Origin of the sequence: Streptomyces sp. SID12501 (assembly GCF_010550245.1) — a bacterium.
In the GTDB taxonomy this organism is placed as follows: Bacteria; Actinomycetota; Actinomycetes; order Streptomycetales; family Streptomycetaceae; genus Streptomyces.
Genome location: NZ_JAAGLU010000010.1, coordinates 173,054 through 198,715, shown reverse-complemented (window position 1 = coordinate 198,715; position 25,662 = coordinate 173,054). Strand labels below are relative to the sequence as shown.

Below are 25,662 nucleotides of genomic sequence, written 5' to 3'. Positions count from 1 at the left end.
CCGTTTCCGGTCGGCGGTCTCCGGTCGGCGGTCTCCGGCAGGCGGCGGGTTGCCTCGGATTCCCCGGATCCTCAGATTCCTTCCACGAGAGGGGTCAGCACATGGTGCTGGCCCTTTTCTCGTTCCTGGCTCTGCCGGGGAGTCGGGACCTGGGGCAGTGGTGGTTCGAGGCCGAAGGTGGTGAAGGCGGTTCTGGCCGGCTGGGGGTAAGGGGACTTGCCGGTGAGGGAGTTGAGGATGGCGGCGCTGCGCCAGGCGACGAGTCCGAGGTCGGGGGTGCCGACGCCGTGGGTGTGGAGTTCGGCGTTCTGGACGTAGACCTGGCTGCCGGAGGCGGTGACGGCGGGGTCGAGGACGAGTCTGAACCGGTCGTCGATACGCGGGCGTTCGGCGTTGTCGCGGCGAAGGTAGGGGTCGAGGCCGGCGAGGACGCGGTCGAGGGGGCGGTCGCGGTAGCCGGTGGCGAGGACGACGGCGTCGGTGGTGAGCCGGGAACGCGTGCCCTGCTGGGTGTGTTCGAGGTGGAGTTCGACCTTGGTGGTGGCGACGCGGCCGGCGGTGCGGACGCGGACCCCGGGGGTGAGGACTGCTTCGGGCCAGCCGCCGTGGAGGGTACGGCGGTAGAGCTCGTCGTGGATGGCGGCGATGGTGTCTGCGCCGATGCCTTTGTGGAGTTGCCACTGGGCGGCGACGAGGCGGTCGCGCACGGGTTCGGTGAGGGCGTGGAAGTAGCGGGTGTGGTCGGGGGTGAAGTGTTCGAGGCCGAGTTTGGAGTACTCCATGGGCGCGAAGGCCTCGGTGCGTCCCAGCCAGTGGATCTTCTCGCGTCCGGCGGGGCGGTGGCGCAGGAGGTCGAGGAAGATCTCGGCGCCGGTCTGTCCTGAGCCGATGACGGTGACGTGTTCGGCGGTGAGGAGCCGGTCGCGGTGGGCGAGGTAGTCGGCCGCGTGCAGGACAGGCACGGTGGGGGCTTCGACGAGGGGTTTGAGGGGCTCGGGGATGTAGGGCTCGCTGCCGATGCCGAGGACGACGTTCTTCGTGTACGTCCGGCCGAGGGCCTCGGCTTCTCCGTCGGCGTCGAGTTGGGTGAAGTCGACTTCGAACAGGTCCCGTTCGGGGTTCCAGCGGACGGCGTCGACCTGGTGTCCGAAGTGCAGTCGGGGCAGGTTCTCGCTGACCCAGCGGCAGTAGGCGTCGTATTCGGCGCGCTGGATGTGGAAACGCTCGGCGAAGTAGAACGGGAAGAGCCGGTCGCGGCTCTTGAGATAGCTGAGGAAGGACCAGGGGCTGGCGGGGTCGGCGAGGGTCACCAGGTCGGCGAGGAAGGGGACTTGGACGGTGGCGCCGTCGATGAGGAGTCCGGGGTGCCAGTCGAAACGGGGGTGTTGTTCGTAGAAGACGGTGTCGAGGTCGGGGAGGGGGTGGGCGAGCGCGGCGAGGGAGAGGTTGCAGGGGCCGATGCCGATGCCGACGAGGTCGTGGGGGTCGTCGGGGGTGGGGGTGGCGGCCGGGTTGTCGGCGGGTGTGGGGGGTTTCATCGGGGGGTGTTTCCTTCCACCAGCTTCAGGAGTGCGGCCAGGTCGTCCGGCCGGGTGTGGGGGTTGAGGAGGGTGGCCTTGAGCCAGAGGCGGCCGTCGAGGTGGGCGCGGCCGAGGACGGCGCGGCCGTCGTGGAGGAGTTTTCGTCGTACGGCGGCGACGGCGTCGTCGGTTGCTCCGGTGGGCCGGAAGAGCACGGTGCTGATGGTGGGCGGGTCGTGGAGTTCGAAGCCGGGGTGGGTCCGGACGAGGTGGGCGAACTCGTGGGCGTGGGCGCAGACCTGGTCGACGAGTGCGCCGAGTCCGTCGCGGCCGAGGGTTTTGAGGGTGACGGCGATCTTGAGGACGTCGGGTCGCCGGGTGGTGCGCAGGGAGCGGCCGAGGAGGTCGGGGAGGCCTGCTTCGGTGTCGTCGTCGGCGTTGAGATAGTCGGCGTGTTGGGCGAGGGCGGTGAGGTCGCTGGGGTTCTTGACGGTGAGGAGGCCTGCGGCGACGGGTTGCCAGCCGAGTTTGTGCAGGTCGAGGGTGACGGTGTCGGCGTGTTCGAGGCCGGCGAGTTTGATGCGGTGGCGTTCGCTGAAGAGGAGTCCGCCGCCGTACGCGGCGTCGATGTGGAGCCGGGCGCCGTGGGCTGCGCAGAGGGCCGCGATCCGGGGCAGCGGGTCGATGAGCCCGGCGTCGGTCGTCCCGGCCGTGGCGGCGACGAGGAGCGTGCCGCGAGGGCCTGGCAGCGCGGTGAGGGCTTCGTCGAGGGCGGCCGGGTCGAGGGTGCCGGCGGGGGCGGGGACGACGACGGGTTCGGGGAGGCCGAGGAGCCAGACGGCGCGGGCCAGGGAGTGGTGGGCGTTGGCGCCGCACACGAGGCGGACACCGCCGCCGCCGTGTGCCTCGCGGGCGAGGAGCAGGGCGAGTTGGTTGGACTCGGTGCCGCCGGTGGTGACAAGGGCGTCGGCGGCGCCGGTCTCGGCGGCGAGGGCGCGCGCGACGAGGGTTTCCAGCTCGGAGGCGGCCGGGGCCTGGTCCCAGGAGTCGAGGGACGGGTTGAGGGCACTGGCGGCGAGGTCGGCGGCTGTGGCGACGGCGAGGGGCGGGCAGTGCAGGTGGGCGGCGCAGTGGGGGTGGGCGGGGTCGGCGGCGCCTTCGGCGAGGGCGCGCACGAGGTCGTACAGGGCGTTGGGGTCGCCCTTGTCGGGCAGTACGTCCCCGACCGCGGCGCGTATCCGCCGGGCGACGGTTTCCGGTCCGCCGGCCGGGAGGGGGCCTCCGCGCGCGTGTCCGCCGTCCGCGAGGGCGCCGAGGACCGTGTCGAGCAACGGCCGCAGGGCGTCGGGGCCTTCGGCTCCTGAGGCGAGGGGCGGCATGCGCATGGTGGTCCTCCCGGGGCGCGTGGCTGGGGAGTTCCAGCTTGGACGGGGCCGGGGCGACGCGCCCGGGAAGACCAACGATCGGAACCCGAAAGGGGGTACGGGGTTGTCGTCGGGCGGGTGTGTGGGGCAGGGGGTGTCCCCAGGCCCCACATGTGCACCCGTACGCGTACCCGTTGCCCGAACCCGCTTCGGACAGTGGGGGCGTTACGCCTGCTTCTGGGCCCCTTCCCGTACGCGCAGTGCGCGGCTCAGGTCGTCGAGCTGGTCGACGAGTTTGCGGCGCAGGGACGGTATCGGGGCGGCGTCGCGCAGGCACTCCTCGCCGAGGAGGAGGGTGTCGGGGGTGACGGCGTGGGCCGGGAAGGCCCAGCGGCCGGCGGCGTCGGCCATGGCGGGGCCCCGGCGGGCGGCGACGGAGACGGCGTCGGTCCAGTACCGCTCGACGTACTCCTCGGTGAGGTCTGTCTGTTCGGGCTGCCAGAAGCCCTGGGCGGTGGCGACGAAGAGGTAGTTGGAGAGCGCGTCCGAGTTGAACATCTGTTCCCAGGCCCGGAGTTTGGCCTCGGGGTCGGGCAGGGCGGCCCGGCAACGGGCGGCGCCTTCCTGGCCGGAGGCGCTGGGGTCGCGGGCGAGTTCCGCGTCGATCTCCGCCTCGTCGGTGGCGCCGAGGACCGCGAGCCGGGCCAGGACCCGCCAGCGCAGTTCGGGGTCGAGTTCGGGGCCGCCGGAGACCGTGCCGTCGGCGAGCCAGGCGGCGATGGTGTCGGGGTGGGCGGCGACGTCGATGAAGTGCCGTACGGCGATGAGGCGCAGCCCGGGGTGGTCGCCGTCCTCGGTGCGGCGGATGAGGTCGCGGCACAGGGAGGCGAGGGCAGCCAGGGCGGCGGGGCGTGCCTGCGGGGGCAGGTAGCGGTCGGCGACGACGGTCGAGGCGAAGGTGAGGACGCCCTGGACGAGAGCGAGGTCGGTTTCGCGCGGGAGGTGGGCGCGGACGGTCTCCAGGTAGTCCGCGGGCGGGAGTTGGCCGTCGCGTACGGCGTCGCGCAGGGAGTTCCAGACGACCGCGCGGGTGAGCGGGTCGGGGAGGCCGGAGAGGGCTGCGCGGACGGTTTTGAAGGATTCGGGGTCGAAGCGGACCTTGGCGTAGGTCAGGTCGCCGTCGTTGACGAGGAGCAGGGCGGGCCGCTTGCCGATGGGCTGCGGGGCGTCCTGGGGGACGTCGACGTGGAGGCGTTCGCGGAGGGTGAGGGTTCCGTCGCCGGCGACGTCGTGGTCGTAGAGGCCCACGGCGACGCGGTGGGGGCGGCTGCCGTCGTGGCGGACGGTGAGGGTGTGACCGCCGGCGTCGCCGTTGGTGAGGCGCGGGGTGAGGGTGTCGACGCCTGTGGTGCGCAGCCAGGCGTCGGCCCAGGCGTGGACGTCTCGTTCGGTGGCGGCGGCGAGGGAGTCGATGAAGTCGGCGAGGGTGGCGTTGCCGAAGCGGTGGCGGGCGAAGTGGGTGTTGATGCCGGCCAGGAAGTCCTTCTCGCCGAGCCAGGCGACGAGTTGACGCAGCGCGGAGGCGCCCTTGGCGTAGGAGATGCCGTCGAAGTTGACGAGGGCGGCGGCGGTGTCGTCGACGGCCTCGGGGGCGACGGGGTGGGTGGAGGGGCGCTGGTCGGCGTCGTAGCCCCAGGCCTTGCGGGAGACGCCGAAGTCGGTCCAGGTGTCGGTGTAGCGGGTGGCTTCGGTGAGGGTCTGGTAGCCCATGTACTCGGCGAAGGACTCGTTCAGCCAGATGTCGTCCCACCACTGGAGGGTGACGAGGTCGCCGAACCACATGTGGGCCATTTCGTGGGCGATGACCATCGCGCGGGTCTGGCGTTCGGTGTCGGTGACGGCGGAGCGGTAGACGAACTCGTCGCGGAAGGTGACGAGGCCGGGGTTCTCCATGGCGCCGAAGTTGAATTCGGGGACGAACGCCTGGTCGTAGGAGTCGAAGGGGTAGGGCTCCTCGAACTTCTCGTGGTAGCGGTCGTAGCACGCGCGCGTGATGTCGAGGAGTTCGTCGGCGTCGGTGTCGAGGTGGGGGGCGAGGGAGCGGCGGCAGTGCAGGCCGAAGGGGAGGCCGCGGTGTTCGCTGCGGACGGAGTGCCAGGGGCCGGCGGCGACGGCGACGAGGTAGGTGGAGATGCGGGGGGTGGGGGCGGCCTGCCAGAGCCCGTCGGCGGTCTCGGTGGTGATGCCGTTGGCGAGGACGGTCCAGCCCTCGAGGGCGCGCACGGTGACCTCGAAGACGGCCTTGAGGTCGGGCTGGTTGAAGTTGGCGAAGACGGCTGCCGCGTCCTCCAGGGACATCTGGGTGTAGAGGTAGGTCTCGTCGTCGACGGGGTCGGTGAAGCGGTGCATGCCCTCGCCGGTGCGGGAGTAGCTCATCGCGGCGTCTACGCGCAGTTCGTGCTCGCCCTCGGCGAGGCCCGTCAGGGGCAGTCGGCCGTCGGTGAGGGTGCCGGTGTCCAGGGGGTGGCCGTCGAGGGTGGCCGATCGCAGCTCGGCGGGCCTGACCTCGACGAACGTGTCCGCGCCGGTGTGGCCCGCCGCCACCGCGAAGCGGATCACGGTACGGGAGTCGAAGGTGTCGTCCCCGGTGGTGAGGTCGAGTTCGACCGTGTACCGGTGGACGTCCAGGAGGGTGGCACGGGCTTGCGCTTCGTCGCGCGTCAGTACGGACATGGAGGACATGCTGCCTGATGCCGCTGACACGGCACAGGGGCGGATCGGTACACGGCCATTGTCCGTGCGCGCGCCCCTGCCTCCGGTCCGGCCCGTGGGGCAGTTTGGGGGCCGTTCGCGGTGTCTAGGTGGGGTCCTTCTCCAGGGTGCGTGTGAGTACGTCGTGGTCTCTGACGAGGGCGCGGAGTTCCCGTGCCTCCTGTTCGAGGGCCACGTGGCGGCGGTGGGCGTCGTAGAGGTAGCGGACCTTGGTGCGCAGCGTCCAGGGGTCGATGGGTTTCCTGACGAGGTCGGCGACGCCGAGTCCGAAGGCGGTGGAGGTGAGTTCGGCGTCGGGGCCGAAGCCGGTGAGCAGGACGACGGGGATGTGCTGGGTCTGTTCGAGGCGGCGCATGTAGCGCACGACGTCGAGGCCGCTGACGCCGGGCATGCGTACGTCGAGCAGGAGGAGCCCGACCTGGCCGCGCAGCACCTGTTTGAGCGCCTCGTCGCCGCTGGTGGCACGGGCGAGCAGGTAGCCGAGCGGCGCCAGGGCGCTCTCCAGTGCGTACAGGGTGTCCTCGTGGTCGTCGACGATGAGGATCTTGGCATCCGACGGCATGGCCCGACGTCCTCTCCCGTGTGGACAACCGGCTGGCGCCCGCACCGCTGACGCGCAGTGCTCGTCAGCTGACTGCGAGTGCACAAGGAGTGCACAGCGCAGCATGCCCCCGCGAGTACCCGGCTGTCACGCCCCGGGCGTCAATTCACCGGTGGTTTCCCGCCGTTCAGGGTGTCCTCGGCGATGCGCTCGTGGTGTCTGATCACCTCGGCGATGATGAAGTTGAGGAGTTTCTCGGCGAACGCGGGGTCGAGGTTCGCGCTCTCGGCGAGTCGGCGCAGGCGGGCGATCTGCTGGGCCTCGCGGTTCGGGTCGGCGGGCGGCAGCTGGTGTGCGGCCTTGAGGTGGCCGACCTGCTGGGTGCACTTGAAGCGCTCGGCGAGCATGTGGACGACGGCGGCGTCGATGTTGTCGATGCTCTCGCGCAACCGGCCGAGTTCCGCTCGGATCGCGGGGTCGACTTCACGGTTGTTGCTGGTGGTCATGGGCGTCCACATTACGTGCCACGGATCGGGCCGGCTCGTGGGGCGTCGGGGTTGTGCGGGGCGCGTGGGACGGGCGGGATCCCGGCGTCACACCGTGTGCGGGTGTTCGATCGTCGGGGGGTCGGCGGGGTCGGGGACGCGGTCGCTCCAGCCGCCGGGGACCGTGCGTCCCTGCTGGGCCCGGAAGCGGACGGGGGCCATGCCGACACGGCGGGTGAAGAGGCGGGAGAAGTACGCGGGGTCGTCGTAGCCGACGCGGCGGGCGACGGCGGCGACGGGCAGTTCGGTGGCGGCGAGGAGTTCCTTGGCGCGGCTCAGCCGGATACCGAGGAGGTAGTCCTTGGGGCTGCATCCGGCGCCGCGTCGTACCGCGGTGCGCAGTTCGGCGGGGGTCATGCCGTGCCGGGCGGCGTGTTCGGCGACGCTCAGAGGCCGGCAGGCGTCCCGGGCGAGGGCGGCGAGGACCTGGTCACCGTCGGGTGCCAGGTCGGCGCGGGTGCGGCGCAGGGCGACGAGCAGTTCGTGGACGGCGGCGGCCGTCTCGACCTCCAGGATGGGGTTGTCGTGGCGTGCGGCGCGGGCCATGCGCCCGATCACGGCCCGGGCGGGGCCGGCGTCGGTGAGGGGTACGAGGGGCCGCTCGGCCTCGATGTGGCCGAGTTCGGCGTAGGTGGCGGTGGCGGGCCCGGTGAAGTCGACGAACGCCTCGTCCCAGCCGGTGTCGGGGTCGGGCCCGTAGTGGTGGGCGGTGCCGGGGGTGAGCCAGATCAGGGTGGGCGCGGTGACGGGCCGGCGGCGTCCGTCGGTGCCCTGGAACCAGCCTCGGCCGCTGCTCACGACGACGGCCACATGGTGGTCGAGGACGCGCGGCCGTTCGGGGCGCGCGGCTGAACGGACTCACTCCCGCTCAGTCCACAGGAACGGTTCGTGTGGGTCAACGGATTCACTTGGACGATAGCCGGTCCATGGGCCCGCAACCCTCACTGTATGTCCCTGGCCCGGCAAGCCCGCCGGGAAGTGACGAGCCGTTACCGGCGGGGCCAGGCGCCCCGCCGGACTCGGTCGCCCTACAGCGCTGACGCCGCCCGGGCTATGTCCTTCGCGAACGTGGACACCTGGGAGTAGACGCCGGGTACGCCGGGCCGGGCGCAGCCGTCGCCCCAGCTGACGATGCCGACCTGGATCCAGGCACCGGTGTCGTCCTTGCGGAACATCGGCCCACCGGAGTCGCCCTGGCAGGTGTCGACGCCGCCCGCCAGATAGCCGGCGCACAGTTCGTCGCCGGGCACGAGCCGCTTGCCGTAGTGCAGCTTGCAGCCCGCGTCACTGACGTAGGGGACGGTGGCCTTCAGCAGCTTGGTCGTGCCGGTGCCGGCGTTCTCCGTGGTGTCGCCCCAGCCCGCGATGGTGAACGTGCCGCGGTTGTACGTGGTGGTCGTGGCGATCTTCAGCGTGGGCTTGTTGATCGGCCGGGCGAGCTTGATGAGCGCCCAGTCCTTGCCGCTGCCGTTGTAACCCGGGGCCTGGCGGACCTTGGTCGACTTGACCTTGATCGCACCCGAGGCGTTCAGGTCGGCGACCCCCGCGGTGACGGTGATGGCCGTGGTGGCGCCGGAGCCTTCCACGCAGTGGGCGGCGGTCAGGACGACGTCCTTCTTGTAGAGCGCGCCGCCGCAGCCCATCGAGAGGTGCACCAGCCACGGGAACTCGTTCTGCGCGGCGGGCGTTCCTCCTACGACGGGCACGGGTGCGGCCTGTGCGGCGAGCGGCTGGAGGCTCGCGATCGCGAGGGCCGCGGCACCGACCGCCGCAGCCCGCTTGACCAGGGAGATACCTCTTCCGACCGACGAGGTGTGGGTCAACGTACGTCCTTTCATGGGGGGTGACGACAAAGAACGCAAGTATGAAGATCAGGACGGTGTGAAACAAGGGCGGATCTCACGTGCCCGCGGCGGAACCGGACGGTAGGAAATCCACTCTTACCGACAGCTCCCCGGCACGTAGAGCGGAAGCGGGTTCAGGGCGTCTTGGGGGTACGGACGTGGCGAACGGCGGACCGGTCGAGCACGGCTACCCACATCTGGAGACGGTGCGGGCCGCGATCAACGCGCTCTACAAGAGGCTGTCGTACGACACCGTCCAGACCTTCGCGACCAGTGTGGCCCCGGTCGACGTGGCTTTCTGCGACACCGACGACCTCCATCTGGGCGCGCAGCGCGTGGCCCGCGCGATGGTGCGCCACTACCGGCTCCCGGACGCGCGCATGATCGTCGGCTTCCGCGAGATGACCCACGCCGCGAACGTCGAACTGGCGGCGGGGCCCGAGTACTTCATCGAGCTGAACGACCGGTTCCGCACCCACCGCAGGGACATCGGCGCGGCCCTCGCGCACGAGGTGATGCACGTCTATCTGCACCGCCTCGACCTGTACTTCCCGGGAACCCGGGACAACGAGATCCTCACGGACACGGCGGCGGCGTACCTGGGCGCGGGCTGGCTGCTCCTCGACGCCTTCCGCGAGGACGCGGCCTCCTCGCAGAAGCTCGGCTATCTCACACCGGAGGAGTTCGGATACGTCCTGGCCAAGCGTGCGCTGGTCTTCGACGAGGACCCGGCGATCTGGTTCACCAGCCCGCAGGCGTACACGGCGTACACGGCGGGCATGGAACTGGCCCGCCACGACACGCGCCAGCCCCCGCTGACGGCGGCGGGCTGGGCGGGCCGCCGCCGCTACGCGCGCGACCGCCGCCATGCCCAGGACCACCACTCGCCGAACACGTCACAGCCGGGCGGTGTCCCGTACAGCTTCACCCCCGACTCCCCCGGCAACCACGACGGCCACGGGCCGCTGCGGGTCTCTTTCCCCTGTCCGACCTGCCACCAGCGGATCAGGGTGCCGGTACGGGGGCGGGTGCGGGCGCGGTGCGGAGTGTGCCGGACGGTGCTGGAATGCGACACCTGACGTCGGGGCGGCGTGGGGCACCTCACCCCGAAACCCTTTGCCTCACCGGCCCTTCGCGGGCGAAGGTCGGAAGGTATGAACGGGCAAGAACCGCATATCGGCAGCGAGCGCGATCTCTTCACGGCGGTGTACGCGGGTGACGAGGACGCGGTCGTACGGCTGCTGCGTCTCGGTGTGAGCCCGGAAGCGGTGGACGAGGACGGCCAGAGCGCCCTGTACGCGGCGGCGGTGAACGACGCGCCCGGCATCGTACGGCTGCTGCTGTCCGCCGGTGCCGCGCCCGACCGGCTGAGCGCGGGGTCGGACCTCCCCCTGTGCGGGGCGGCCTGTGGCGGGCACGCCGAAGTCGTTCGCGCGCTGTTGGCCTCGGGGGCCGTTCCCGACGCGGTGGAGGCGTTCGGTTTCACTGCCCTGACCTGGGCTCTGCGATGCGGTCACGCGGCGGTGGCGGAGACCCTGCTCGCCGCGGGCGCGGACCCGAACCGCCCCGACCCGACCGGTTCGCCTCCACTGGTCGCGGCCGCCCGCCGGGGCTCCCCCGCCTGCGTACGGTCCCTGCTGGCGTACGGCGCCGGGTCGAGGGGGGAGGCGCTGGCGGAGGCCCGCCGCTGGACCTGGCTGGACGTGCCGTCGGAGCTTCGGGCGGGGCTGGGGCGTGCGCATGGCTTCGGCGGGGAGTACGTGACGCGGCGCTGGGCGCAGGAAGTGACCGTGGAGCTTGTGCGGGACGGGAACGTGGTGGCGGGGGTCGATCAGGGGACCGGCCATGCGGAGATCGTGGCGGTGTTGGAGGAGGTACTGGGGATGGGGTGAGCTTTTCCCTCACCCCCGACCAGATCCGCCGCCCCTGTTCGCAGTCGCCGCGTCCAGAAACGCAGGCCGTTCCCCCCCACCGTGCACCAGCAGACTCGCCCCGCTGACATACGCCGCGGCATCGGAGGCGAGGAAGACGGCGGCGGCTCCGATGTCGGACGGATCGGCGAGACGGCCCGCCGGGACCGTGCGGGCGACTGCGTCGAGGCCGTCGTCGCCGCCGTAGTGCAGATGGGACAGCTCGGTTCGGACCATCCCGACGACGAGGGTGTTGACCCGTACGTCGGGCGCCCATTCCACGGCCATCGAGCGGGCGAGATGCTCCAGCCCGGCCTTGGCGGCACCGTACGCGGCGGTCCCGGGCGAGGGACGGCTCCCGCTGACGCTCCCGATCATCACGACGGATCCCCGGGCCCGTTTCAGGTGCTCGTAAGCGGCGAGGGAGACGGTCAGCGGCGTGATCAGGTTCAGCTCGATCACACGAACATGCCGCTCGACGTCGGCACCCCCGTGTCCCCCGTGTCCCCCGTGTCCCCCGTCTCCTCCCTCACCACCACCACCCAACGGTCGATAAGGACTCCCCCCTACGTTGTTGACGAGCACATCAAGTCGAGGCAGCCCTCCGACGAAGTCGTACACGGCGGTCCGGTCCCGCAGGTCGACAGCCGTGAACTCCACGCCGGGCAGCGGGACTTCGGGCGGCCGGCGAGCGCAGACCAGCACCTCCGCCCCCGCCTCGACGAGAGCTCGGGCGACACCCGCGCCGACTCCGCGGGTACCGCCGGTGACAAGAGCGACACGGCCCTTCAAGCCGTTCGAGCCGTTCAAGTCGATCAGAGCCGCTCGATGATCGTCACGTTCGCCTGTCCCCCGCCCTCGCACATCGTCTGAAGGCCGAACCGCCCGCCCGTGCGCTCCAGTTCGTGCAGCAGCGTCGTCATCAGCTTGACGCCGGTCGCGCCGAGGGGGTGACCGAGGGCTATCGCGCCGCCGTTGACGTTGACCCTGGCAGGGTCCGCGCCGGTTTCCTTCAGCCAGGCCAGGACGACCGGGGCGAAGGCCTCGTTGATCTCGACGAGGTCGATGTCGTCGATGGACAGGCCGGTCTTCTTGAGGGCGTGGGCGGTGGCCGGGATCGGCGCCGTCAGCATCCGGATCGGGTCCTCGCCCCGCACGGACAGATGGTGGACGCGGGCCCGTGGCCGCAGCCCGTGCTCGCGTACCGCCCGCTCGGAGGCGATCAGCATCGCGGCGGCGCCGTCGGACACCTGGGAGGAGACGGCGGCGGTGATGGTGCCGCCCTCGATGACGGGCTTCAGGCCGGCCATCTTCGCCAGGGAGGTGTCCCTGCGCGGTCCCTCGTCGACGGTCACCGTCTCGTAGGCCACGGTCTCGCGGGCGAAGCGGCCCTCATCGATGGCCAGGACCGCACGTTCGTGCGAGCGCAGCGCGTACTCCTCCTGGTCCTGCCTGCTGATGCCCCACTTGGCGGCGATCATCTCGGCGCCGGCGAACTGGTTCACCGGCCGTTCCCCGTACCGCGCCCGCCAGCCCGTGCTGCCCGCGAACGGGCCCTCGGTGAGCCCCAGGGGCAGGGCGGCCTGACGGGAGGCGAAGGCGATCGGGATCATCGACATGTTCTGGACGCCACCCGCGACAACCAGGTCCTGCGTGCCCGACAACACGGCCTGGGCGGCGAAGTGGACGGCCTGCTGCGAGGATCCGCACTGCCGGTCGACGGTCACCCCCGGCACCTCCTCGGGGAGTCCGGCGGCCAGCCAGCTGGTGCGGGCGATGTCACCGGCCTGCGGCCCCACCGTGTCCAGGCAGCCGAAGACGACGTCCTCCACGGCGGCCGGGTCCACCCCGGCCCGCGACATGAGCGCGATCAGGGCATGCGCGCCCAGGTCCGCCGGATGGACACCGCTCAGACCACCTCCACGCCGCCCGACGGGCGTACGGACCGCTTCGACGATGTAGGCCTCGGCCATGGCAACTCCCTCACAGAAAAGGGCTGTTCACATAAGTCTGTTCACATGGGGCTGTTCAGGTACGGCTGTTCACGTACGGCGATCCCGTCCAGCACCATCGACAGGTACTGGCGGGCGATCTCCTCCGGGCTGTGCTGTCCGCCCGGCCGGTACCAGGACGCGGCGACCCACACGGTGTCGCGCACGAAGCGGTAGGTGAGCCGGATGTCGAGGTCGGCACGGAAGACCTCGGCGGCGACTCCGCGTTCCAGCGTGGACAGCCACGCCTTCTCGAATCTGCGCTGCGACTCGGCGAGGAACGCGAACCGCTCCTGCACGACGAGCTGCTTGGACTCCTTCTGGTAGATCGCGACGGCGGCACGGTGCCGGTCGATCTCCCGGAACGACTCGGTGACCAGCGCCTCCAGCGTCTCGCGCGGCCCGGACTCGGCGTCCAGGACGGTGTCGTAGCCCTCCCACAGCTCGTCGAGGAACGTGCGCAGGATCTCCTCCAGCATCGATTCCTTGGAGTCGAAGTGGTAGTAGAGGCTGCCCGCGAGCATGCCGGCGTGGTCCGCGATCTTGCGTACGGTGGTGGCGTTGTAGCCCTGTTCGGCGAAGACCTCGGCGGCGGTGCCGAGGATTTCGCGGCGGCGGGCGGGCACGGCGGTCACCTGGGGCTTCTTCTTCGTAGGAGGCACGCGCCCATTGTGGTCCCAGACATGTGCCGTCCTAGGGGTGCTGGCTGCTGACGGAGACGACTTCCCCCGTCAGGTACGAGGAGTAGCCGGACGCCAGGAACACGATCACGTTGGCAACCTCCCAGGGTTCGGCGTACCGCCCGAAGGCTTCACGCGCCGTCAGTTCGGCCAGGAGTTCGGGGGTGGTCACCTTCACGAGGTGGGGATGCATGGCGAGGCTCGGTGACACCGCGTTGACCCGGACCCCGTACTCCGCGGCCTCGATCGCCGCGCTCCGGGTCAGTGCCATCACGCCCGCCTTCGCGGCGGCGTAGTGCGCCTGCCCGGCCTGGGCCCGCCAGCCGACGACGGACGCGTTGTTGACGATCACGCCGCCTGCCCCGCCGTCACGAAAGGCCCGCAACGCGGCCCGCACACACCGGAACGTGCCGCCCAGCGTCACGTCCAGCACCCTCGACCACTGCTCGTCCGTCATGTCGACGAGGGTCGAAGTACCCCCGAGACCGGCATTGTTGACGACGATGTCGAGCCGCCCGTGCATTTCCACGGCCGCGTCGAAGAGGGCGCGGACCTGGCGTTCGTCGCTGACATCGCAGGGCATCGAGTCGACGCCCTCGAACTCCCCGGCCAGCTCCCCCTCGTACTCCTTGAGCCGCCGCGCGTGTGCGTCACTGATCAGCACGCGCGCGCCCTCCTCCAGGAACCGGCGGGCGGTTGCCCCACCGATCCCCGCACCGGCGGCCGCCGTGATGACGGCGGTGCGCCCCTTCAGCAGCCCATGTCCGGGTACGTACGCCGGACTGTCGACGTCTCCCATGCGGCCACACTAACCTACCAAACACTTGTTAGGGAAGATTGGAGTCAAGGGACTCGGAGCGACGCCGAACGGGGTGTACGCCGGTGTCAGCCGACGATCCCCTCCGCCCGAGCGGCGACCAGCCACTTCGGGAACTCGCCCACCAGACGGTCGTACAACTCGTCGTCGGACACGGCGCGCGGATCGGAACCGGCGTGGAAGAACCCGGCGTTGTCGACGACCCGTCGCTCGGGCACCGCCAGCTCGTCGAGCTTGCGCAGGAAGTCGAACTGTTTGCTGCCGGTGTCCCCGAAGCCGATGAACTGCCAGAACAGGGGCAGCCGCGCCGACTTGCACACGTACCGTTCGGCGGCGAGCTTGTTGATCGGGCCGCCGTCGGTCTGGAAGACGACGAGTGCGGGGGCCGTCGACCCGCTGTCGAGGTAGTGCTCGATGACCGCGTCCATGGCCAGGTGATAGCTGGTCCTGCCCATGTGCCCGAGCCCGGCCACGATCCGGTCGACGCTCCCCGCGTGGTCGTCGAGCGCGATACCGGTCACGGCGTCGACGTCGGTGGAGAAGAAGACGACGGGAACCGTCCCGTCGTCGTCGAAGTGGGCCGCCAGCCCCAGCACCCGGTCGGCAAGCGCCTGCACACTGCCGTCCCGGTAGTACGGCTTCATCGACCCGGAGTAGTCGACCACCAGATAGACGGCGGCCCGCTGACCGTCGAGGCCGTGCCGGTCGACAGCCGCCCCGGCACTCTTGTAGAGGCTGACCAGCGCGGGCGCGGTCTCCGCCACCTTGGTGAGACTGATCGCGGCCATGTCTGGCTCCCCTCCCAGGGCGGACGGAAATGCTGAGGGTACGTCACCCATACGCCCGCCCGGGCAGCATATGACCCTTGCGTACCCTGGCCCGTACTCTTGTGCCCCATGAAACGAACCGGCGTCCTCCTCCTCGCCGTGCTCCCCCTGCTGGCAGCGACCGCATGCCTTTCCGTCGCGTCGGACGACTCCCGCGGCCCCGACGCCAAGCGCGTGGAGGAGGCCGGTTCGCTGGACGCGGAGGCCACGCTCGCCGATCCGGCGAAGAAGGAGCTGGCCCAGCAGATCGTGGCGAGCGCCGAGAACGGGACGCTCGACTGGCGCAGTGCGTACGGCTATGTCGAGGACATCGGCGACGGGCAGGGCTACACCGCCGGCATCATCGGGTTCTGTACGGGCACCCACGACCTGCTCACCCTGGTCGACGGCTACACGAAGGCCCACCCGGACAACGCCCTCGCGCCCTACCTTCCGGCGCTGCGCGAGGTCGACGGCACGGACTCGCACGAGGGTCTGGATCCGGGGTTCCCGGCGGCCTGGAAGCAGGAATCGAAGGTAGCCGCCTTCCGCGAGGCACAGGACGAGAAGCGGGACACCGGCTACTTCGGACCGGCTCTGCGTCTCGCCGTCGGCGACGGCCTGGGCCTGCTGGGTCAGTTCGTCTACTACGACGCGATGGTCTACCACGGCCCGGGCAGCGACCGGTTCAGCGTGGGCGGCATCCGCGCCGCCGCCCTGAAGAAGGCCGACAGCCCGGCGGAGGGCGGCGACGAGAAGACGTACCTGGTCGCGTTCCTCGACGCCCGACGCACGGCGATGCTGGTCAAGCGGCCGGGCGTTGACACCAGCCGCGTCGACACGGCCCAACGGCGCTTCCTCGACGAGGGCAACCTGGACCTCCGTACACCGCTGGAGTGGAAGGTGTACGGGGACACGTACAAGGTGCCGTAGTGATGTCCGCCCGGACCCGGACTCGGACTCGGACCAGGGCCCGAACGCGCCGCGGCGCCCGCCGTGTCCGGTCGGGGACTGTGGCGAGCGCCGTGGTTTGTTCGTTCCGTACGCCTTTGTACGGGACGTCTTTTGGGGGGTACCCCGTCAGACCATCAGGGAACGGTCCGTCGGGCGGATCGGGGCCGGGAGTTCGCTCGCGCCCGTGAGGAAGCGGTCGACTCCGCGCGCCGCCGAGCGGCCCTCGGCGATGGCCCACACGATGAGCGACTGGCCGCGGCCGGCGTCACCGGCGACGTACACGCCAGGGACGTTGGTCGCGAAGTCGGCGTCGCGGGCGATGTTGCCGCGCTCGTCGAGGTCCAGGCCGAACTGCGAGACGAGGCCGTTGTCCTGGTCGGTGCCCGTGAAGCCCATGGCGAGGGTGACCAGCTGGGCGGGGATCTTGCGCTCCGTGCCCGGCTTCTGGGTCAGCCTGCCGTCGATGAACTCGACCTCGCTGAGGTGCAGCCACTGCACGTTGCCGTGCTCGTCGCCCTCGAAGTGGGTCGTCGAGACGGAGTAGACGCGCTCGCCGCCCTCCTCGTGCGCCGAGGTGACCTTGTAGAGCATCGGGAAGGTCGGCCAGGGCTGCCCGGGGCTGCGGTCCTCGCCCGGGCAGGGCATGATCTCCAGTTGGGTGACGGAGGCCGCGCCCTGACGGTGGGCGGTGCCCACGCAGTCCGCGCCCGTGTCGCCGCCGCCGATGACCACGACGTGCTTGCCCTCGGCGGTGACCGGCGGGGCCACGAAGTCGCCCTCCTGCACCTTGTTCGCCAGGGGCAGGTACTCCATCGCCTGGTAGACGCCCTTGAGCTCGCGGCCGGGGACCGGGAGGTCACGAGCCGTCGTCGCACCCGCCGCGATCACGACGGCGTCGTACCGCTTGCGCAGGTCCTTCGCCTTGAGGTCGCGGCCGATCTCGATGCCCGTACGGAAGCGGGTGCCCTCCGCGCGCATCTGCTCGATACGGCGGTTGATGTGCCGCTTCTCCATCTTGAACTCGGGGATGCCGTAGCGCAGGAGGCCGCCGATGCGGTCCGCGCGCTCGTACACCGCGACCGTGTGACCGGCCCGCGTCAGCTGCTGGGCCGCCGCGAGACCCGCGGGACCCGAGCCGATGACCGCGACCGTCTTGCCGGAGAGGCGCTCCGGGGCCTGGGCGGCGACATCGCCGGTCTCCCAGGCCTTGTCGATGATCGAGACCTCGACGTTCTTGATGGTGACCGCGGGCTGGTTGATGCCCAGCACGCACGCCGACTCACAGGGAGCCGGGCACAGGCGGCCGGTGAACTCCGGGAAGTTGTTGGTGGCGTGCAGCCGCTCGGACGCCGACGTCCAGTCCTCGCGGTAGGCGTAGTCGTTCCACTCGGGGATCAGGTTCCCCAGCGGACAGCCGTTGTGACAGAACGGGATACCGCAGTCCATGCAGCGGCCGGCCTGCTTGCTGATGATCGGGAGCAGGGAGCCGGGAACGTAGACCTCGTTCCAGTCCTTGAGACGGACGTCCACCGGGCGGGACTTGGCGACCTCGCGGCCGTGGGTCAGAAAGCCCTTGGGATCAGCCATTGGTCGCCGCCTCCATCATCTTCTCGGTGATCTCGGACTCGGTGAGCCCGGCTCGCTCGGCGGCGTCCTTGGCGGTGAGCACTGCCTTGTACGTACTGGGGATGATCTTGCTGAAACGCTCCACCGCGACATCCCAGTCGGCCAGGAGCTTCTCCGCGACCGTCGAGCCGCTCTCCTCCTGGTGCCGGCGCACGACATCGTGCAGCCACTGCTTGTCGGTGTCGTCGAGGGCCTCGACCGCGTCCGCGTTGCCGACGTTGACGTTGTCGCGGTTCAGGTCGATGACGTACGCGACACCGCCCGACATACCGGCCGCGAAGTTGCGGCCCGTCTCGCCGAGGACGACCGCGTGACCGCCGGTCATGTACTCGCAGCCGTGGTCGCCCACGCCCTCGGAGACCACCGTGGCACCGGAGTTGCGGACACAGAACCGCTCGCCCGAACGACCGCGCAGGAACAGCTCGCCACCGGTCGCGCCGTACGCGATGGTGTTGCCCGCGATGGTGGAGAACTCGGCGAGGTGGTCGGCACCCCGGTCGGGACGGACGATCACCCGGCCGCCGGAGAGGCCCTTGCCGACGTAGTCGTTGGCGTCGCCTTCGAGCCGGAGGGTGACACCGCGCGGCAGGAAGGCGCCGAAGGACTGGCCGGCGCTGCCGGTGAAGGTGATGTCGATGGTGTCGTCGGGCAGACCGGCCCCGCCGAACTTCTTCGTCACCTCGTGGCCGAGCATCGTGCCGACCGTGCGGTTGATGTTGCGGATGGCGACCTGGGCGCGGACCGGCTGGGCGTCGGTGGCGCTGTTCGCGGCGAGGGCGTCGGCGGCGAGCTTGATCAGCTCGTTGTCGAGCGCCTTCTCCAGACCGTGGTCCTGCACGATGACCTGGTGGAGCGGGGTGCCCTCGGGCAGCTCCGGCACGTAGAAGAGCGGGGACAGGTCCAGGCCCTGCGCCTTCCAGTGGGTGACCGCCCGCTCCACGTCGAGGTGCTCGGCGTGGCCGACGGCCTCCTCGATGGTGCGGAAGCCCAGCTCGGCGAGGATCTCGCGGACCTCTTCGGCGATGAACTGGAAGAAGTTGACGACGTACTCGGCCTTGCCGGCGAACCGGTCGCGGAGTACCGGGTTCTGGGTGGCGATGCCGACCGGGCAGGTGTCCAGGTGGCAGACGCGCATCATGACGCAGCCGGAGACGACGAGGGGCGCGGTCGCGAAACCGAACTCCTCGGCGCCGAGCAGCGCGGCGATGACGACGTCACGGCCGGTCTTCAGCTGGCCGTCGGTCTGGACGACGATCCGGTCGCGCAGGCCGTTGAGCAGCAGCGTCTGCTGGGTCTCGGCGAGGCCGAGCTCCCAGGGACCGCCGGCGTGCTTGAGCGAGGTGAGCGGCGAGGCGCCCGTTCCGCCGTCGTGGCCGGAGATGAGGACGACGTCCGCATGCGCCTTGGACACACCGGCGGCGACCGTGCCGACGCCGACCTCCGAGACCAGCTTCACGTGGATCCGCGCCTGCGGGTTCGCGTTCTTCAGGTCGTGGATGAGCTGGGCGAGGTCCTCGATGGAGTAGATGTCGTGGTGCGGCGGCGGCGAGATGAGGCCGACGCCGGGGGTGCTGTGCCGGGTCTTGGCGACCCACGGGTACACCTTGTGGCCGGGCAGCTGGCCGCCCTCGCCGGGCTTGGCGCCCTGAGCCATCTTGATCTGGATGTCGTCCGCGTTGACCAGGTACTCGGAGGTGACTCCGAAGCGGCCGGACGCGACCTGCTTGATGGCCGAGCGGCGCGCCGGGTCGTACAGGCGGTCCGCGTCCTCGCCGCCCTCACCGGTGTTGGACTTGGCGCCCAGCTGGTTCATGGCGATGGCGAGGGTCTCGTGCGCCTCCAGGGAGATGGAGCCGTACGACATGGCGCCGGTGGAGAACCGCTTGACGATCTCGCTGACCGGCTCGACCTCGTCGATGGAGATCGACGGGCGGTCCGACTTGAAGCCGAAGAGCCCGCGGAGCGTCATGAGGCGCTCGGACTGCTCGTTCACCCGGTCCGTGTACTTCTTGAAGATGTCGTAGCGGCGGGTGCGCGTGGAGTGCTGGAGGCGGAAGACCGTCTCCGGGTCGAACAGGTGCGGCTCGCCCTCGCGGCGCCACTGGTACTCGCCGCCGATGTCGAGGGCGCGGTGCGCGGGCGCGATACCGCTCGCCGGGTACGCCTTGGCGTGCCGGGCGGCGACCTCCTTGGCGATGACGTCGATGCCGACGCCGCCGATCTTGGTGGCCGTGCCGTTGAAGTACTTCCCGACGAAGGCCGTGTCGAGACCGACGGCCTCGAAGACCTGGGCGCCCCGGTAGGAGGCGACGGTCGAGATGCCCATCTTGGACATGACCTTGAGGACGCCCTTGCCGAGCGCGTAGATCAGGTTGCGGATGGCCTGCTCGGGCTCGCTCCCGGGCAGGAAGGTACCGGCGCGGACCAGGTCCTCGACGGACTCCATCGCCAGGTACGGGTTGACCGCGGCGGCGCCGAACCCTATGAGCAGGGCGACGTGGTGAACCTCGCGGACGTCACCGGCCTCGACGAGCAGGCCCACCTGGGTGCGCTGCTTGGTGCGGATGAGGTGGTGGTGGACGGCGGAGGTGAGCAGCAGCGACGGGATCGGCGCGTGCTCGGCGTCCGAGTGGCGGTCCGACAGGACGATGAGACGGGCGCCGTTGTCGATGGCCGCGTCGGCCTCGGCGCAGATCTCCTCGATACGGGCGGCGAGGGAGTCGCCACCGCCGCTGACCCGGTAGAGGCCGGAGAGGGTCGCGGCCTTCATGCCGGGCATGTCGCCGTCGGCGTTGATGTGGATGAGCTTGGCCAGCTCGTCGTTGTCGATCACCGGGAAGGGCAGGGTGACGCTACGACAGGAGGCCGCGGTCGGCTCCAGCAGGTTGCTGGCGGGGCCGAGGGAGGAGCGCAGGCTGGTGACCAGCTCCTCGCGGATGGCGTCCAGCGGCGGGTTGGTGACCTGCGCGAACAGCTGGGTGAAGTAGTCGAAGAGCAGTCGCGGACGCTCGCTCAGCGCGGCGATCGGCGAGTCGGTGCCCATGGAACCGAGCGGCTCGCCGCCGGTCTTGGCCATCGGCGCGATGATGACGCGCAGCTCTTCCTCGGTGTAGCCGAAGGTCTGCTGGCGGCGGGTGACCGAGGCGTGGGTGTGCACGATGTGCTCGCGCTCGGGCAGGTCGGAGAGCTCGATCTCGCCGGCCTCCAGCCACTCCGCGTACGGCTTCTCGGCGGCGAGACCGGCCTTGATCTCGTCGTCCTCGATGATGCGGTGCTCCGCGGTGTCGACGAGGAACATCTTGCCGGGCTGGAGGCGGCCCTTGCGGACGACCTTCGCGGGGTCGATGTCGAGGACGCCGACCTCGGAGCCGAGGACGACGAGGCCCTCGTCGGTGACCCAGTAGCGGCCGGGGCGCAGACCGTTGCGGTCGAGGACCGCGCCGACCTGGACGCCGTCGGTGAAGGTGACACAGGCCGGGCCGTCCCACGGCTCCATCATCGTGGCGTGGAACTGGTAGAAGGCGCGCCGGTCCGGCTCCATCGTGGCGTGGTTCTCCCACGCCTCCGGGATCATCATCAGCACGGAGTGCGGCAGCGAACGCCCACCGAGGTGGAGCAGTTCGAGCACCTCGTCGAAGGACGCGGAGTCGGACGCCTCGGGCGTACAGATCGGGAAGATACGGTCGATCTTCCCCTGGTCGCCACTGTGTCCATCGTCGGCAGAGCCGAACAAGTCGGAGGCGAGCTGCGACTCGCGGGCCGCCATCCAGTTCCGGTTGCCCTTGACCGTGTTGATCTCGCCGTTGTGCGCGACGAAGCGGTACGGGTGGGCGAGCGGCCACGACGGGAAGGTGTTCGTGGAGAAGCGCGAGTGGACGAGCGCGATGGCCGACGCGAAGCGGCGGTCGGACAGGTCCGGGAAGAAGGGCTCCAGCTGGCCGGTGGTCAGCATGCCCTTGTAGACGATGGTCCGCGCGGAGAGCGACGGGAAGTAGACGCCGACCTCGCGCTCGGCGCGCTTGCGCAGCGCGAAGGCCTTGCGGTCGAGGTCGATGCCCTTGGCGGGCACCGCGGCGCTGTCCGCGACGAAGATCTGCCGGAAGGCGGGCATCGTCGAACGGGCGGTGGCGCCGAGGAGTCCGGGGGCGACCGGCACCTCGCGCCAGCCGAGGACGGTCAGGCCCTCTTCGGCGGCGATCGTGTCGATACGTGAGACGGCCTCGGCGGTCGTCGGCACGGCGTCCGTCGCCGTCTCCTCCGGGAGGAAGGCGATACCGACCGCGTAGGCACCCGCCTCGGGCAGCTCGAATTCGGCCACCTCACGGAAGAAAGCGTCCGGAACCTGCGAGAGAATGCCGGCGCCGTCGCCGGAATCGGGCTCGGAGCCGGTGGCACCGCGGTGCTCCAGGTTGCGAAGAACCGTGAGCGCCTGCTCGACCAGCGCGTGGCTCGCCTCGCCGGTGAGGGTGGCCACGAAGCCGACGCCACAGGCGTCGTGCTCGTTGCGGGGGTCGTACATACCCTGCGCAGCAGGGCGAGCATCCATGAAGGACCACTTCTGGCCATTCTCGGAATGCTGGGACGGCTCGCGCGGCGTACGCATCGGCTCTCCCGTCGTCGTTGTTGTGGCATATGCATTAAGCCGAGGGACGACGTTGGCCCTCTTGTACTTCAAAATTTCACGCAGGTTACATGATGGGGCGATTCTCGGGAACCGGATACCGCGTACCAACATGCGGACACCGCAGCGCGCGGCATGGTGACCGCGCTGCGGTGGAAGTAATGGGGGCCGAATCGGACAGATCGATGTCCCTCGACCCATGGCAAGGAGAGCGTCGTCGCCCTCTCCGCGAGTGCGCCGCAGGCTTCGTTGCCCACAGCGCGTACGGCTCATGCCCAGTGGTTAAGCGTTCGAAACCAGCGAGTAACGGCTACTTATGCGGCCCATCGCATAAGTGCACGATGACCTATCCTACGGCCGCACCGAACAGGTTGCCCAGGGCGTACGTCACACCGGCCGCCGCTCCACCCAGCGCGAGCTGCCGCAACCCGCTGAACCACCAGCTCCGGGCGGTCACCCGGGCCACTACCGCACCACATCCGAAGAGCCCGACAAGCGCGACCAGCACGGCAGGCCACAGGGCGGTGGCGCCCAGAAGATACGGGAGTACGGGCAGCAGCGCGCCCAGCGCGAACGCCCCGAAGGACGACACCGCGGCGACGGCGGGCGAGGGCAGGTCGCCGGGGTCGATGCCCAGTTCCTCGCGGGCGTGTATCTCCAGCGCCTGCTCAGGGTCGCGCGAGAGTTGCCGGGCCACTTCACGGGCGAGCTTCGGCTCAACGCCCCGGGACTCGTAGAGCGCGGCGAGCTCACGCTCCTCGTCCTTGGGGTGCTTCCTCAACTCCCGCCGCTCAACTTCGAGTTCGGCCTCGACGAGCTCGCGCTGCGAAGCGACGGAGGTGTACTCGCCGGCAGCCATGGAGAAGGCGCCGGCGGCAAGACCGGCCAGCCCGGTGATGACGACGGTCCGGTGCGAGACGGCCCCGCCCGCCACACCGGTCATCAGGGCGAGGTTGGAGACGAGCCCGTCCATCGCCCCGAAGACGGCCGGCCGCAACCAGCCGCCGGTGACATCCCGGTGGGTGTGGTTGTCGCGGTGCGCCTCCTGCAGCGCCGCCTCGGTCTCGATGATGGCCATGCCGTCCCCCACACTCGCTCGACTCCGAACTCGACTCGGACGCCCGACCCGGACACTCGACTCCGAAACTGAATTTAGACTCATTCCAGTTCTCGACAACGCTAAAAATACGCCTCGAATTCCCTTCCCGCCAGCAAGGAGAGGCTGCCCTCACCTGCGCGTTCACCGTGATCGCTCATCCGTAGGTGTACTCGCACAAATGTCGACCGGGTGATGCTGGGGCGCCTGAGGCGCACCTGAACCCCTCCGGTGGGACAGTTCCGCAAAGGGTTCCGCTCCCCGCGAGGGAGCCCCCCGGAACCCTCCGGAGGAGAGGCCGCGTATGGCATCGATCGCCTGCATTCCCCCGGTCCCGGCGCACCAGGACGCCGCCCTGCTCCGCGACAGAGCACGCGGCGCCCTGCTCGGTCTGGCCGTGGGGGACGCGCTCGGCGCCCCCGCCGAGAACATGAAGCCCTCGGAGATCCGCGCCCGCTGGGGCCGCATCACCGGATATGTGGCCGAAAACCCCGCCGGCACGGACGACACGGAGTACGCGATCTTCTCGGGCCTCCTCCTCGCCCGGCACGGCTCCGCCCTCACCCCGGCCCATGTGGAGGCGGCCTGGCACCACTGGATCGCCGACCTCGACGAGGGTCCCTTCCGAGGCGCCGGTTTCAGCGAACGAGGCACCCTGGAGAATCTGCGCCGGGGTCTGGCCGCCCCCATCTCGGCCCAGCACCGGCACGCCTGGAGCGACGGTCTCGCCATGCGGGCGGCGCCGTTCGGCGTCTTCGCGGCGGGCCGTCCGGCCGAGGCGGCCCGGCTGGTGGCGATCGACGGCTCGGTGAGCCACGACGGCGAGGGCATCTACGGCGGCCAGGCGGTGGCGGCGGGCGTGGCGGCGGCGATGGCGGGCGCGCCGACCATCGCCGTGGTGGCCTCCGCCCTGGCGGTGATCCCCGACGACTCCTGGACGGCACGCTCCCTGCGCCGCGCGGTGGCGGTCGCCCACCGGGGCGAACGCGCGGTCCGCTCAGCGGTGGTGATCGGCGGCTACCCCTGGACCGACCTGGCCCCCGAGGCGGTCGCCCTCGCCTTCGGCGCGTACGCGGTGGCCGACGGCGACTTCGCGGAGTCGGTGCTGACAGCCGTCAACATGGGCCGCGACGCGGACACGACGGCGGCGGTGGCGGGCGCCCTGGCAGGCGCGACCCGCGGCGCCTCGGCGATCCCGCCCGAGTGGGCGGAGGCGATCGGCCCGGCCCGCGGCAGCTGCCTCCCCTCCATGGCGGGCCACCACATCCTCGACGTCGCGGAACTCCTGACACCGGGCGAGGGCGGCAAGTGGGGCGCGAAGCCGGTCGTACGGAATCCGGTTCCGGACCCCGTACGCGGCCCTGATCCCGTACGACCGGACCGGGCGGCGTACGTCCTCGCCTCGGACCGCGACACCCCGCCCGCGACGGAGGTACGACCGTGAACCCGCGCCGCATCGAGGGCCTGCTGCTGGGCCTGGCCGCAGGCGACGCCGCCGGCTGGCCCGCCGCCAGGCACCGGGCCGCCCGGATGCCCGAGTGGACCCGCCGCCTCACCCGCGAGCTGGACACCTTCGCCGAGCAGAACGCGACGACCACCCTCCCCGTGCCGATCGCCCTCAACCAGCCCCCGGAACCGCTCCGGCTCGGCCCTTCGGACGACGCGGAGTGGGCGGCGTTCGCGGCCGAGGCCCTGCTGCGGGCCGGGGACGACAGTGTGCTGGGCGACCTGAGCCGGGAACGCCGGGCGCGTGCCGCCATCGACCTGTCCTGGAACGCGGTCGCCAGCGAGGTCGCAGCCGCGGCGGAACGCGCCCCCGAGGTCGAGTCGGCGGTGCTTCCGCTGCGCGCCCGTATCTCCGTACGGGCCGGTCTCGGCAACCTCGCCGCCGGTCTACGGCCGCCCGCCACCGGCCACGACAACCCGCACTACTTCGACGACGCGGCCTGCGTACGGGCCTGTGTGCTGGCGGTGGCCCACCCGGGCGACCCCCGACTCGCCGCCGAGCTGGCCGAGTTCGACGCCCGCTACACCCAGGACGGCGACGGTGTGCACGGCGCCCGCGCGATGGCGGCGGCGCTCTCCCTGGCGCTGGTCGGCGAGGAGGTGGACGCCTGCGTGAACGCGGCGCTGGCGGAACTGCCCGAGTTCACGGAGATCGGCCGGAACACCCGCCACGCGCTGAAGCTCGCACGGGACGCAGACAGCGCAGACGGCGCGTTCGCCCTGGTCCCGCTCCTGGAACACCAGATCGTCGACCACGTCTACAGCTACGGCATCGCCGCCGCCGAAACGGTCCCGGTAGCCCTCGCGCTGGCCACGGCGGCGCACGGTCGGATCGCCGAAGCGGTGCCGGCCGCCGCCTGTCTGTCGCGGGTCGCGGACTCGGCCCCCGCACTCGCGGGCGCCCTCACCGGCGCGCTGGGCGGCGGCGCCGCGATCCCGGCAGCCTGGCGGGACGCCTGTCGCACCCTCTCCGGCTGCGCCCTTCCCAGGCTTACCGGTACCGACCTCGTGGAACTCGCCGAACTGCTGGAAGCCACACAACGAGCCGCCCCAGGAGGATGATTCGCCA

Annotated in this window: 19 protein-coding genes and 1 pseudogene; 5 read left to right on the top strand and 15 right to left on the bottom strand. The window is 70.7% G+C overall.

The window, feature by feature from the left end; translation table 11 throughout:
- Nucleotides 1-71: 71 nt before the first annotated feature.
- From G3I71_RS14460 to G3I71_RS14430, 7 genes and pseudogenes are all read right to left on the bottom strand, one after another.
- Nucleotides 72-1,538 carry a lysine N(6)-hydroxylase/L-ornithine N(5)-oxygenase family protein gene (locus G3I71_RS14460; RefSeq protein WP_164314713.1) on the bottom strand — a complete coding sequence of 489 codons (1,467 nt, stop codon included), beginning with the start codon at nucleotides 1,536-1,538 and terminating at the stop codon, nucleotides 72-74.
- Nucleotides 1,535-2,905, bottom strand: coding sequence for an aminotransferase class V-fold PLP-dependent enzyme (locus G3I71_RS14455; protein ID WP_164314711.1), 1,371 nt, complete (start codon nucleotides 2,903-2,905; stop codon nucleotides 1,535-1,537). Before G3I71_RS14455 ends, G3I71_RS14460 begins: the two co-directional genes overlap by 4 nt.
- A gap of 204 nt (nucleotides 2,906-3,109) precedes the next feature.
- On the bottom strand, nucleotides 3,110-5,626 hold the full coding sequence (gene pepN, locus G3I71_RS14450) for an aminopeptidase N (protein WP_203730244.1): 2,517 nt from the start codon (nucleotides 5,624-5,626) through the stop codon (nucleotides 3,110-3,112).
- A 115-nt stretch (nucleotides 5,627-5,741) separates the two neighbouring features.
- Entirely contained in the window at nucleotides 5,742-6,218 is a 477-nt protein-coding gene (locus G3I71_RS14445) for a two-component system response regulator (RefSeq protein WP_164314707.1), read from the bottom strand.
- A gap of 140 nt (nucleotides 6,219-6,358) precedes the next feature.
- On the bottom strand, nucleotides 6,359-6,703 hold the full coding sequence (locus G3I71_RS14440) for a chorismate mutase (RefSeq protein ID WP_164314705.1): 345 nt from the start codon (nucleotides 6,701-6,703) through the stop codon (nucleotides 6,359-6,361).
- Nucleotides 6,704-6,790: 87 nt separating this feature from the next.
- A pseudogene (locus tag G3I71_RS14435) lies at nucleotides 6,791-7,573 on the bottom strand (helix-turn-helix domain-containing protein); the annotation flags it as partial.
- Nucleotides 7,574-7,770: 197 nt separating this feature from the next.
- Nucleotides 7,771-8,580: a trypsin-like serine protease gene (locus G3I71_RS14430; protein WP_164314703.1), complete on the bottom strand. Its 810-nt coding sequence runs from the start codon at nucleotides 8,578-8,580 to the stop codon at nucleotides 7,771-7,773.
- Between the two features lie 164 nt (nucleotides 8,581-8,744).
- Here G3I71_RS14430 and G3I71_RS14425 point away from each other — a divergent pair, with 164 nt between their 5' ends.
- On the top strand, nucleotides 8,745-9,665 hold the full coding sequence (locus G3I71_RS14425; RefSeq protein ID WP_164314701.1) for a hypothetical protein: 921 nt from the start codon (nucleotides 8,745-8,747) through the stop codon (nucleotides 9,663-9,665).
- A gap of 75 nt (nucleotides 9,666-9,740) precedes the next feature.
- Nucleotides 9,741-10,478: an ankyrin repeat domain-containing protein gene (locus tag G3I71_RS14420; RefSeq protein WP_164314699.1), complete on the top strand. Its 738-nt coding sequence runs from the start codon at nucleotides 9,741-9,743 to the stop codon at nucleotides 10,476-10,478.
- Nucleotides 10,479-10,487: 9 nt separating this feature from the next.
- Here G3I71_RS14420 and G3I71_RS14415 read toward each other — a convergent pair whose 3' ends face one another.
- The 5 genes from G3I71_RS14415 to G3I71_RS14395 all read right to left on the bottom strand — a co-directional run bounded on the left by G3I71_RS14415 (nucleotide 10,488) and on the right by G3I71_RS14395 (nucleotide 14,772).
- Nucleotides 10,488-11,288, bottom strand: a complete 801-nt coding sequence (locus G3I71_RS14415; protein ID WP_164314844.1) for an SDR family oxidoreductase — start codon at nucleotides 11,286-11,288, stop codon at nucleotides 10,488-10,490.
- 23 nt (nucleotides 11,289-11,311) lie between these two features.
- The gene (locus G3I71_RS14410; RefSeq protein WP_164314697.1) at nucleotides 11,312-12,469 is read right to left on the bottom strand and encodes an acetyl-CoA C-acetyltransferase; all 1,158 of its coding nucleotides are present in this window, start codon (nucleotides 12,467-12,469) and stop codon (nucleotides 11,312-11,314) included.
- 41 nt (nucleotides 12,470-12,510) lie between these two features.
- Nucleotides 12,511-13,149, bottom strand: a complete 639-nt coding sequence (locus G3I71_RS14405; protein ID WP_164314695.1) for a TetR/AcrR family transcriptional regulator — start codon at nucleotides 13,147-13,149, stop codon at nucleotides 12,511-12,513.
- A gap of 31 nt (nucleotides 13,150-13,180) precedes the next feature.
- The gene (locus G3I71_RS14400) at nucleotides 13,181-13,966 is read right to left on the bottom strand and encodes an SDR family oxidoreductase (protein WP_164314693.1); all 786 of its coding nucleotides are present in this window, start codon (nucleotides 13,964-13,966) and stop codon (nucleotides 13,181-13,183) included.
- Nucleotides 13,967-14,052: 86 nt separating this feature from the next.
- Complete coding sequence (locus G3I71_RS14395; RefSeq protein WP_164314691.1) at nucleotides 14,053-14,772, bottom strand: VWA domain-containing protein; 720 nt, start codon at nucleotides 14,770-14,772, stop codon at nucleotides 14,053-14,055.
- A gap of 108 nt (nucleotides 14,773-14,880) precedes the next feature.
- Here G3I71_RS14395 and G3I71_RS14390 point away from each other — a divergent pair, with 108 nt between their 5' ends.
- Nucleotides 14,881-15,723: a chitosanase gene (locus G3I71_RS14390; protein ID WP_164314689.1), complete on the top strand. Its 843-nt coding sequence runs from the start codon at nucleotides 14,881-14,883 to the stop codon at nucleotides 15,721-15,723.
- 147 nt (nucleotides 15,724-15,870) lie between these two features.
- On the opposite strand, the gene G3I71_RS14385 is transcribed toward G3I71_RS14390, so the two are convergent.
- The 3 genes from G3I71_RS14385 to G3I71_RS14375 all read right to left on the bottom strand — a co-directional run bounded on the left by G3I71_RS14385 (nucleotide 15,871) and on the right by G3I71_RS14375 (nucleotide 23,069).
- Nucleotides 15,871-17,331, bottom strand: coding sequence for a glutamate synthase subunit beta (locus G3I71_RS14385; protein ID WP_164314687.1), 1,461 nt, complete (start codon nucleotides 17,329-17,331; stop codon nucleotides 15,871-15,873).
- Nucleotides 17,324-21,973 (bottom strand): glutamate synthase large subunit, encoded by a 4,650-nt coding sequence (gene gltB, locus G3I71_RS14380; RefSeq protein WP_164314685.1) that lies wholly within the window; start codon nucleotides 21,971-21,973, stop codon nucleotides 17,324-17,326. The genes G3I71_RS14385 and gltB overlap by 8 nt, the downstream gene beginning before the upstream one ends.
- A 364-nt stretch (nucleotides 21,974-22,337) precedes the next feature.
- Nucleotides 22,338-23,069 carry a VIT1/CCC1 transporter family protein gene (locus G3I71_RS14375; RefSeq protein ID WP_164314683.1) on the bottom strand — a complete coding sequence of 244 codons (732 nt, stop codon included), beginning with the start codon at nucleotides 23,067-23,069 and terminating at the stop codon, nucleotides 22,338-22,340.
- Nucleotides 23,070-23,391: 322 nt separating this feature from the next.
- Between G3I71_RS14375 and G3I71_RS14370 the strand changes: the two genes are divergently transcribed.
- Both G3I71_RS14370 and G3I71_RS14365 read left to right on the top strand, forming a co-directional pair.
- The gene (locus tag G3I71_RS14370) at nucleotides 23,392-24,531 is read left to right on the top strand and encodes an ADP-ribosylglycohydrolase family protein (protein WP_164314681.1); all 1,140 of its coding nucleotides are present in this window, start codon (nucleotides 23,392-23,394) and stop codon (nucleotides 24,529-24,531) included.
- A complete protein-coding gene (locus G3I71_RS14365) occupies nucleotides 24,528-25,655 on the top strand; it encodes an ADP-ribosylglycohydrolase family protein (RefSeq protein WP_164314679.1) in 1,128 nt (375 codons plus the stop codon). The genes G3I71_RS14370 and G3I71_RS14365 overlap by 4 nt, the downstream gene beginning before the upstream one ends.
- Nucleotides 25,656-25,662 lie beyond the last annotated feature (7 nt).

Coding starts and splice junctions, on each gene's coding strand:
- G3I71_RS14395 (WP_164314691.1), bottom strand. CDS start 14,772: ATGGCCGCGATCAGTCTCACCAAGGTGGCGGAGACCGCGCCCGCGCTG.
- G3I71_RS14400 (WP_164314693.1), bottom strand. CDS start 13,966: ATGGGAGACGTCGACAGTCCGGCGTACGTACCCGGACATGGGCTGCTG.
- G3I71_RS14445 (WP_164314707.1), bottom strand. CDS start 6,218: ATGCCGTCGGATGCCAAGATCCTCATCGTCGACGACCACGAGGACACC.
- G3I71_RS14460 (WP_164314713.1), bottom strand. CDS start 1,538: ATGAAACCCCCCACACCCGCCGACAACCCGGCCGCCACCCCCACCCCC.
- G3I71_RS14375 (WP_164314683.1), bottom strand. CDS start 23,069: ATGGCCATCATCGAGACCGAGGCGGCGCTGCAGGAGGCGCACCGCGAC.
- G3I71_RS14410 (WP_164314697.1), bottom strand. CDS start 12,469: ATGGCCGAGGCCTACATCGTCGAAGCGGTCCGTACGCCCGTCGGGCGG.
- G3I71_RS14430 (WP_164314703.1), bottom strand. CDS start 8,580: ATGAAAGGACGTACGTTGACCCACACCTCGTCGGTCGGAAGAGGTATC.
- G3I71_RS14420 (WP_164314699.1), top strand. CDS start 9,741: ATGAACGGGCAAGAACCGCATATCGGCAGCGAGCGCGATCTCTTCACG.
- G3I71_RS14440 (WP_164314705.1), bottom strand. CDS start 6,703: ATGACCACCAGCAACAACCGTGAAGTCGACCCCGCGATCCGAGCGGAA.
- gltB (WP_164314685.1), bottom strand. CDS start 21,973: ATGCGTACGCCGCGCGAGCCGTCCCAGCATTCCGAGAATGGCCAGAAG.
- G3I71_RS14455 (WP_164314711.1), bottom strand. CDS start 2,905: ATGCGCATGCCGCCCCTCGCCTCAGGAGCCGAAGGCCCCGACGCCCTG.
- G3I71_RS14385 (WP_164314687.1), bottom strand. CDS start 17,331: ATGGCTGATCCCAAGGGCTTTCTGACCCACGGCCGCGAGGTCGCCAAG.
- pepN (WP_203730244.1), bottom strand. CDS start 5,626: ATGTCCTCCATGTCCGTACTGACGCGCGACGAAGCGCAAGCCCGTGCC.
- G3I71_RS14390 (WP_164314689.1), top strand. CDS start 14,881: ATGAAACGAACCGGCGTCCTCCTCCTCGCCGTGCTCCCCCTGCTGGCA.
- G3I71_RS14370 (WP_164314681.1), top strand. CDS start 23,392: ATGGCATCGATCGCCTGCATTCCCCCGGTCCCGGCGCACCAGGACGCC.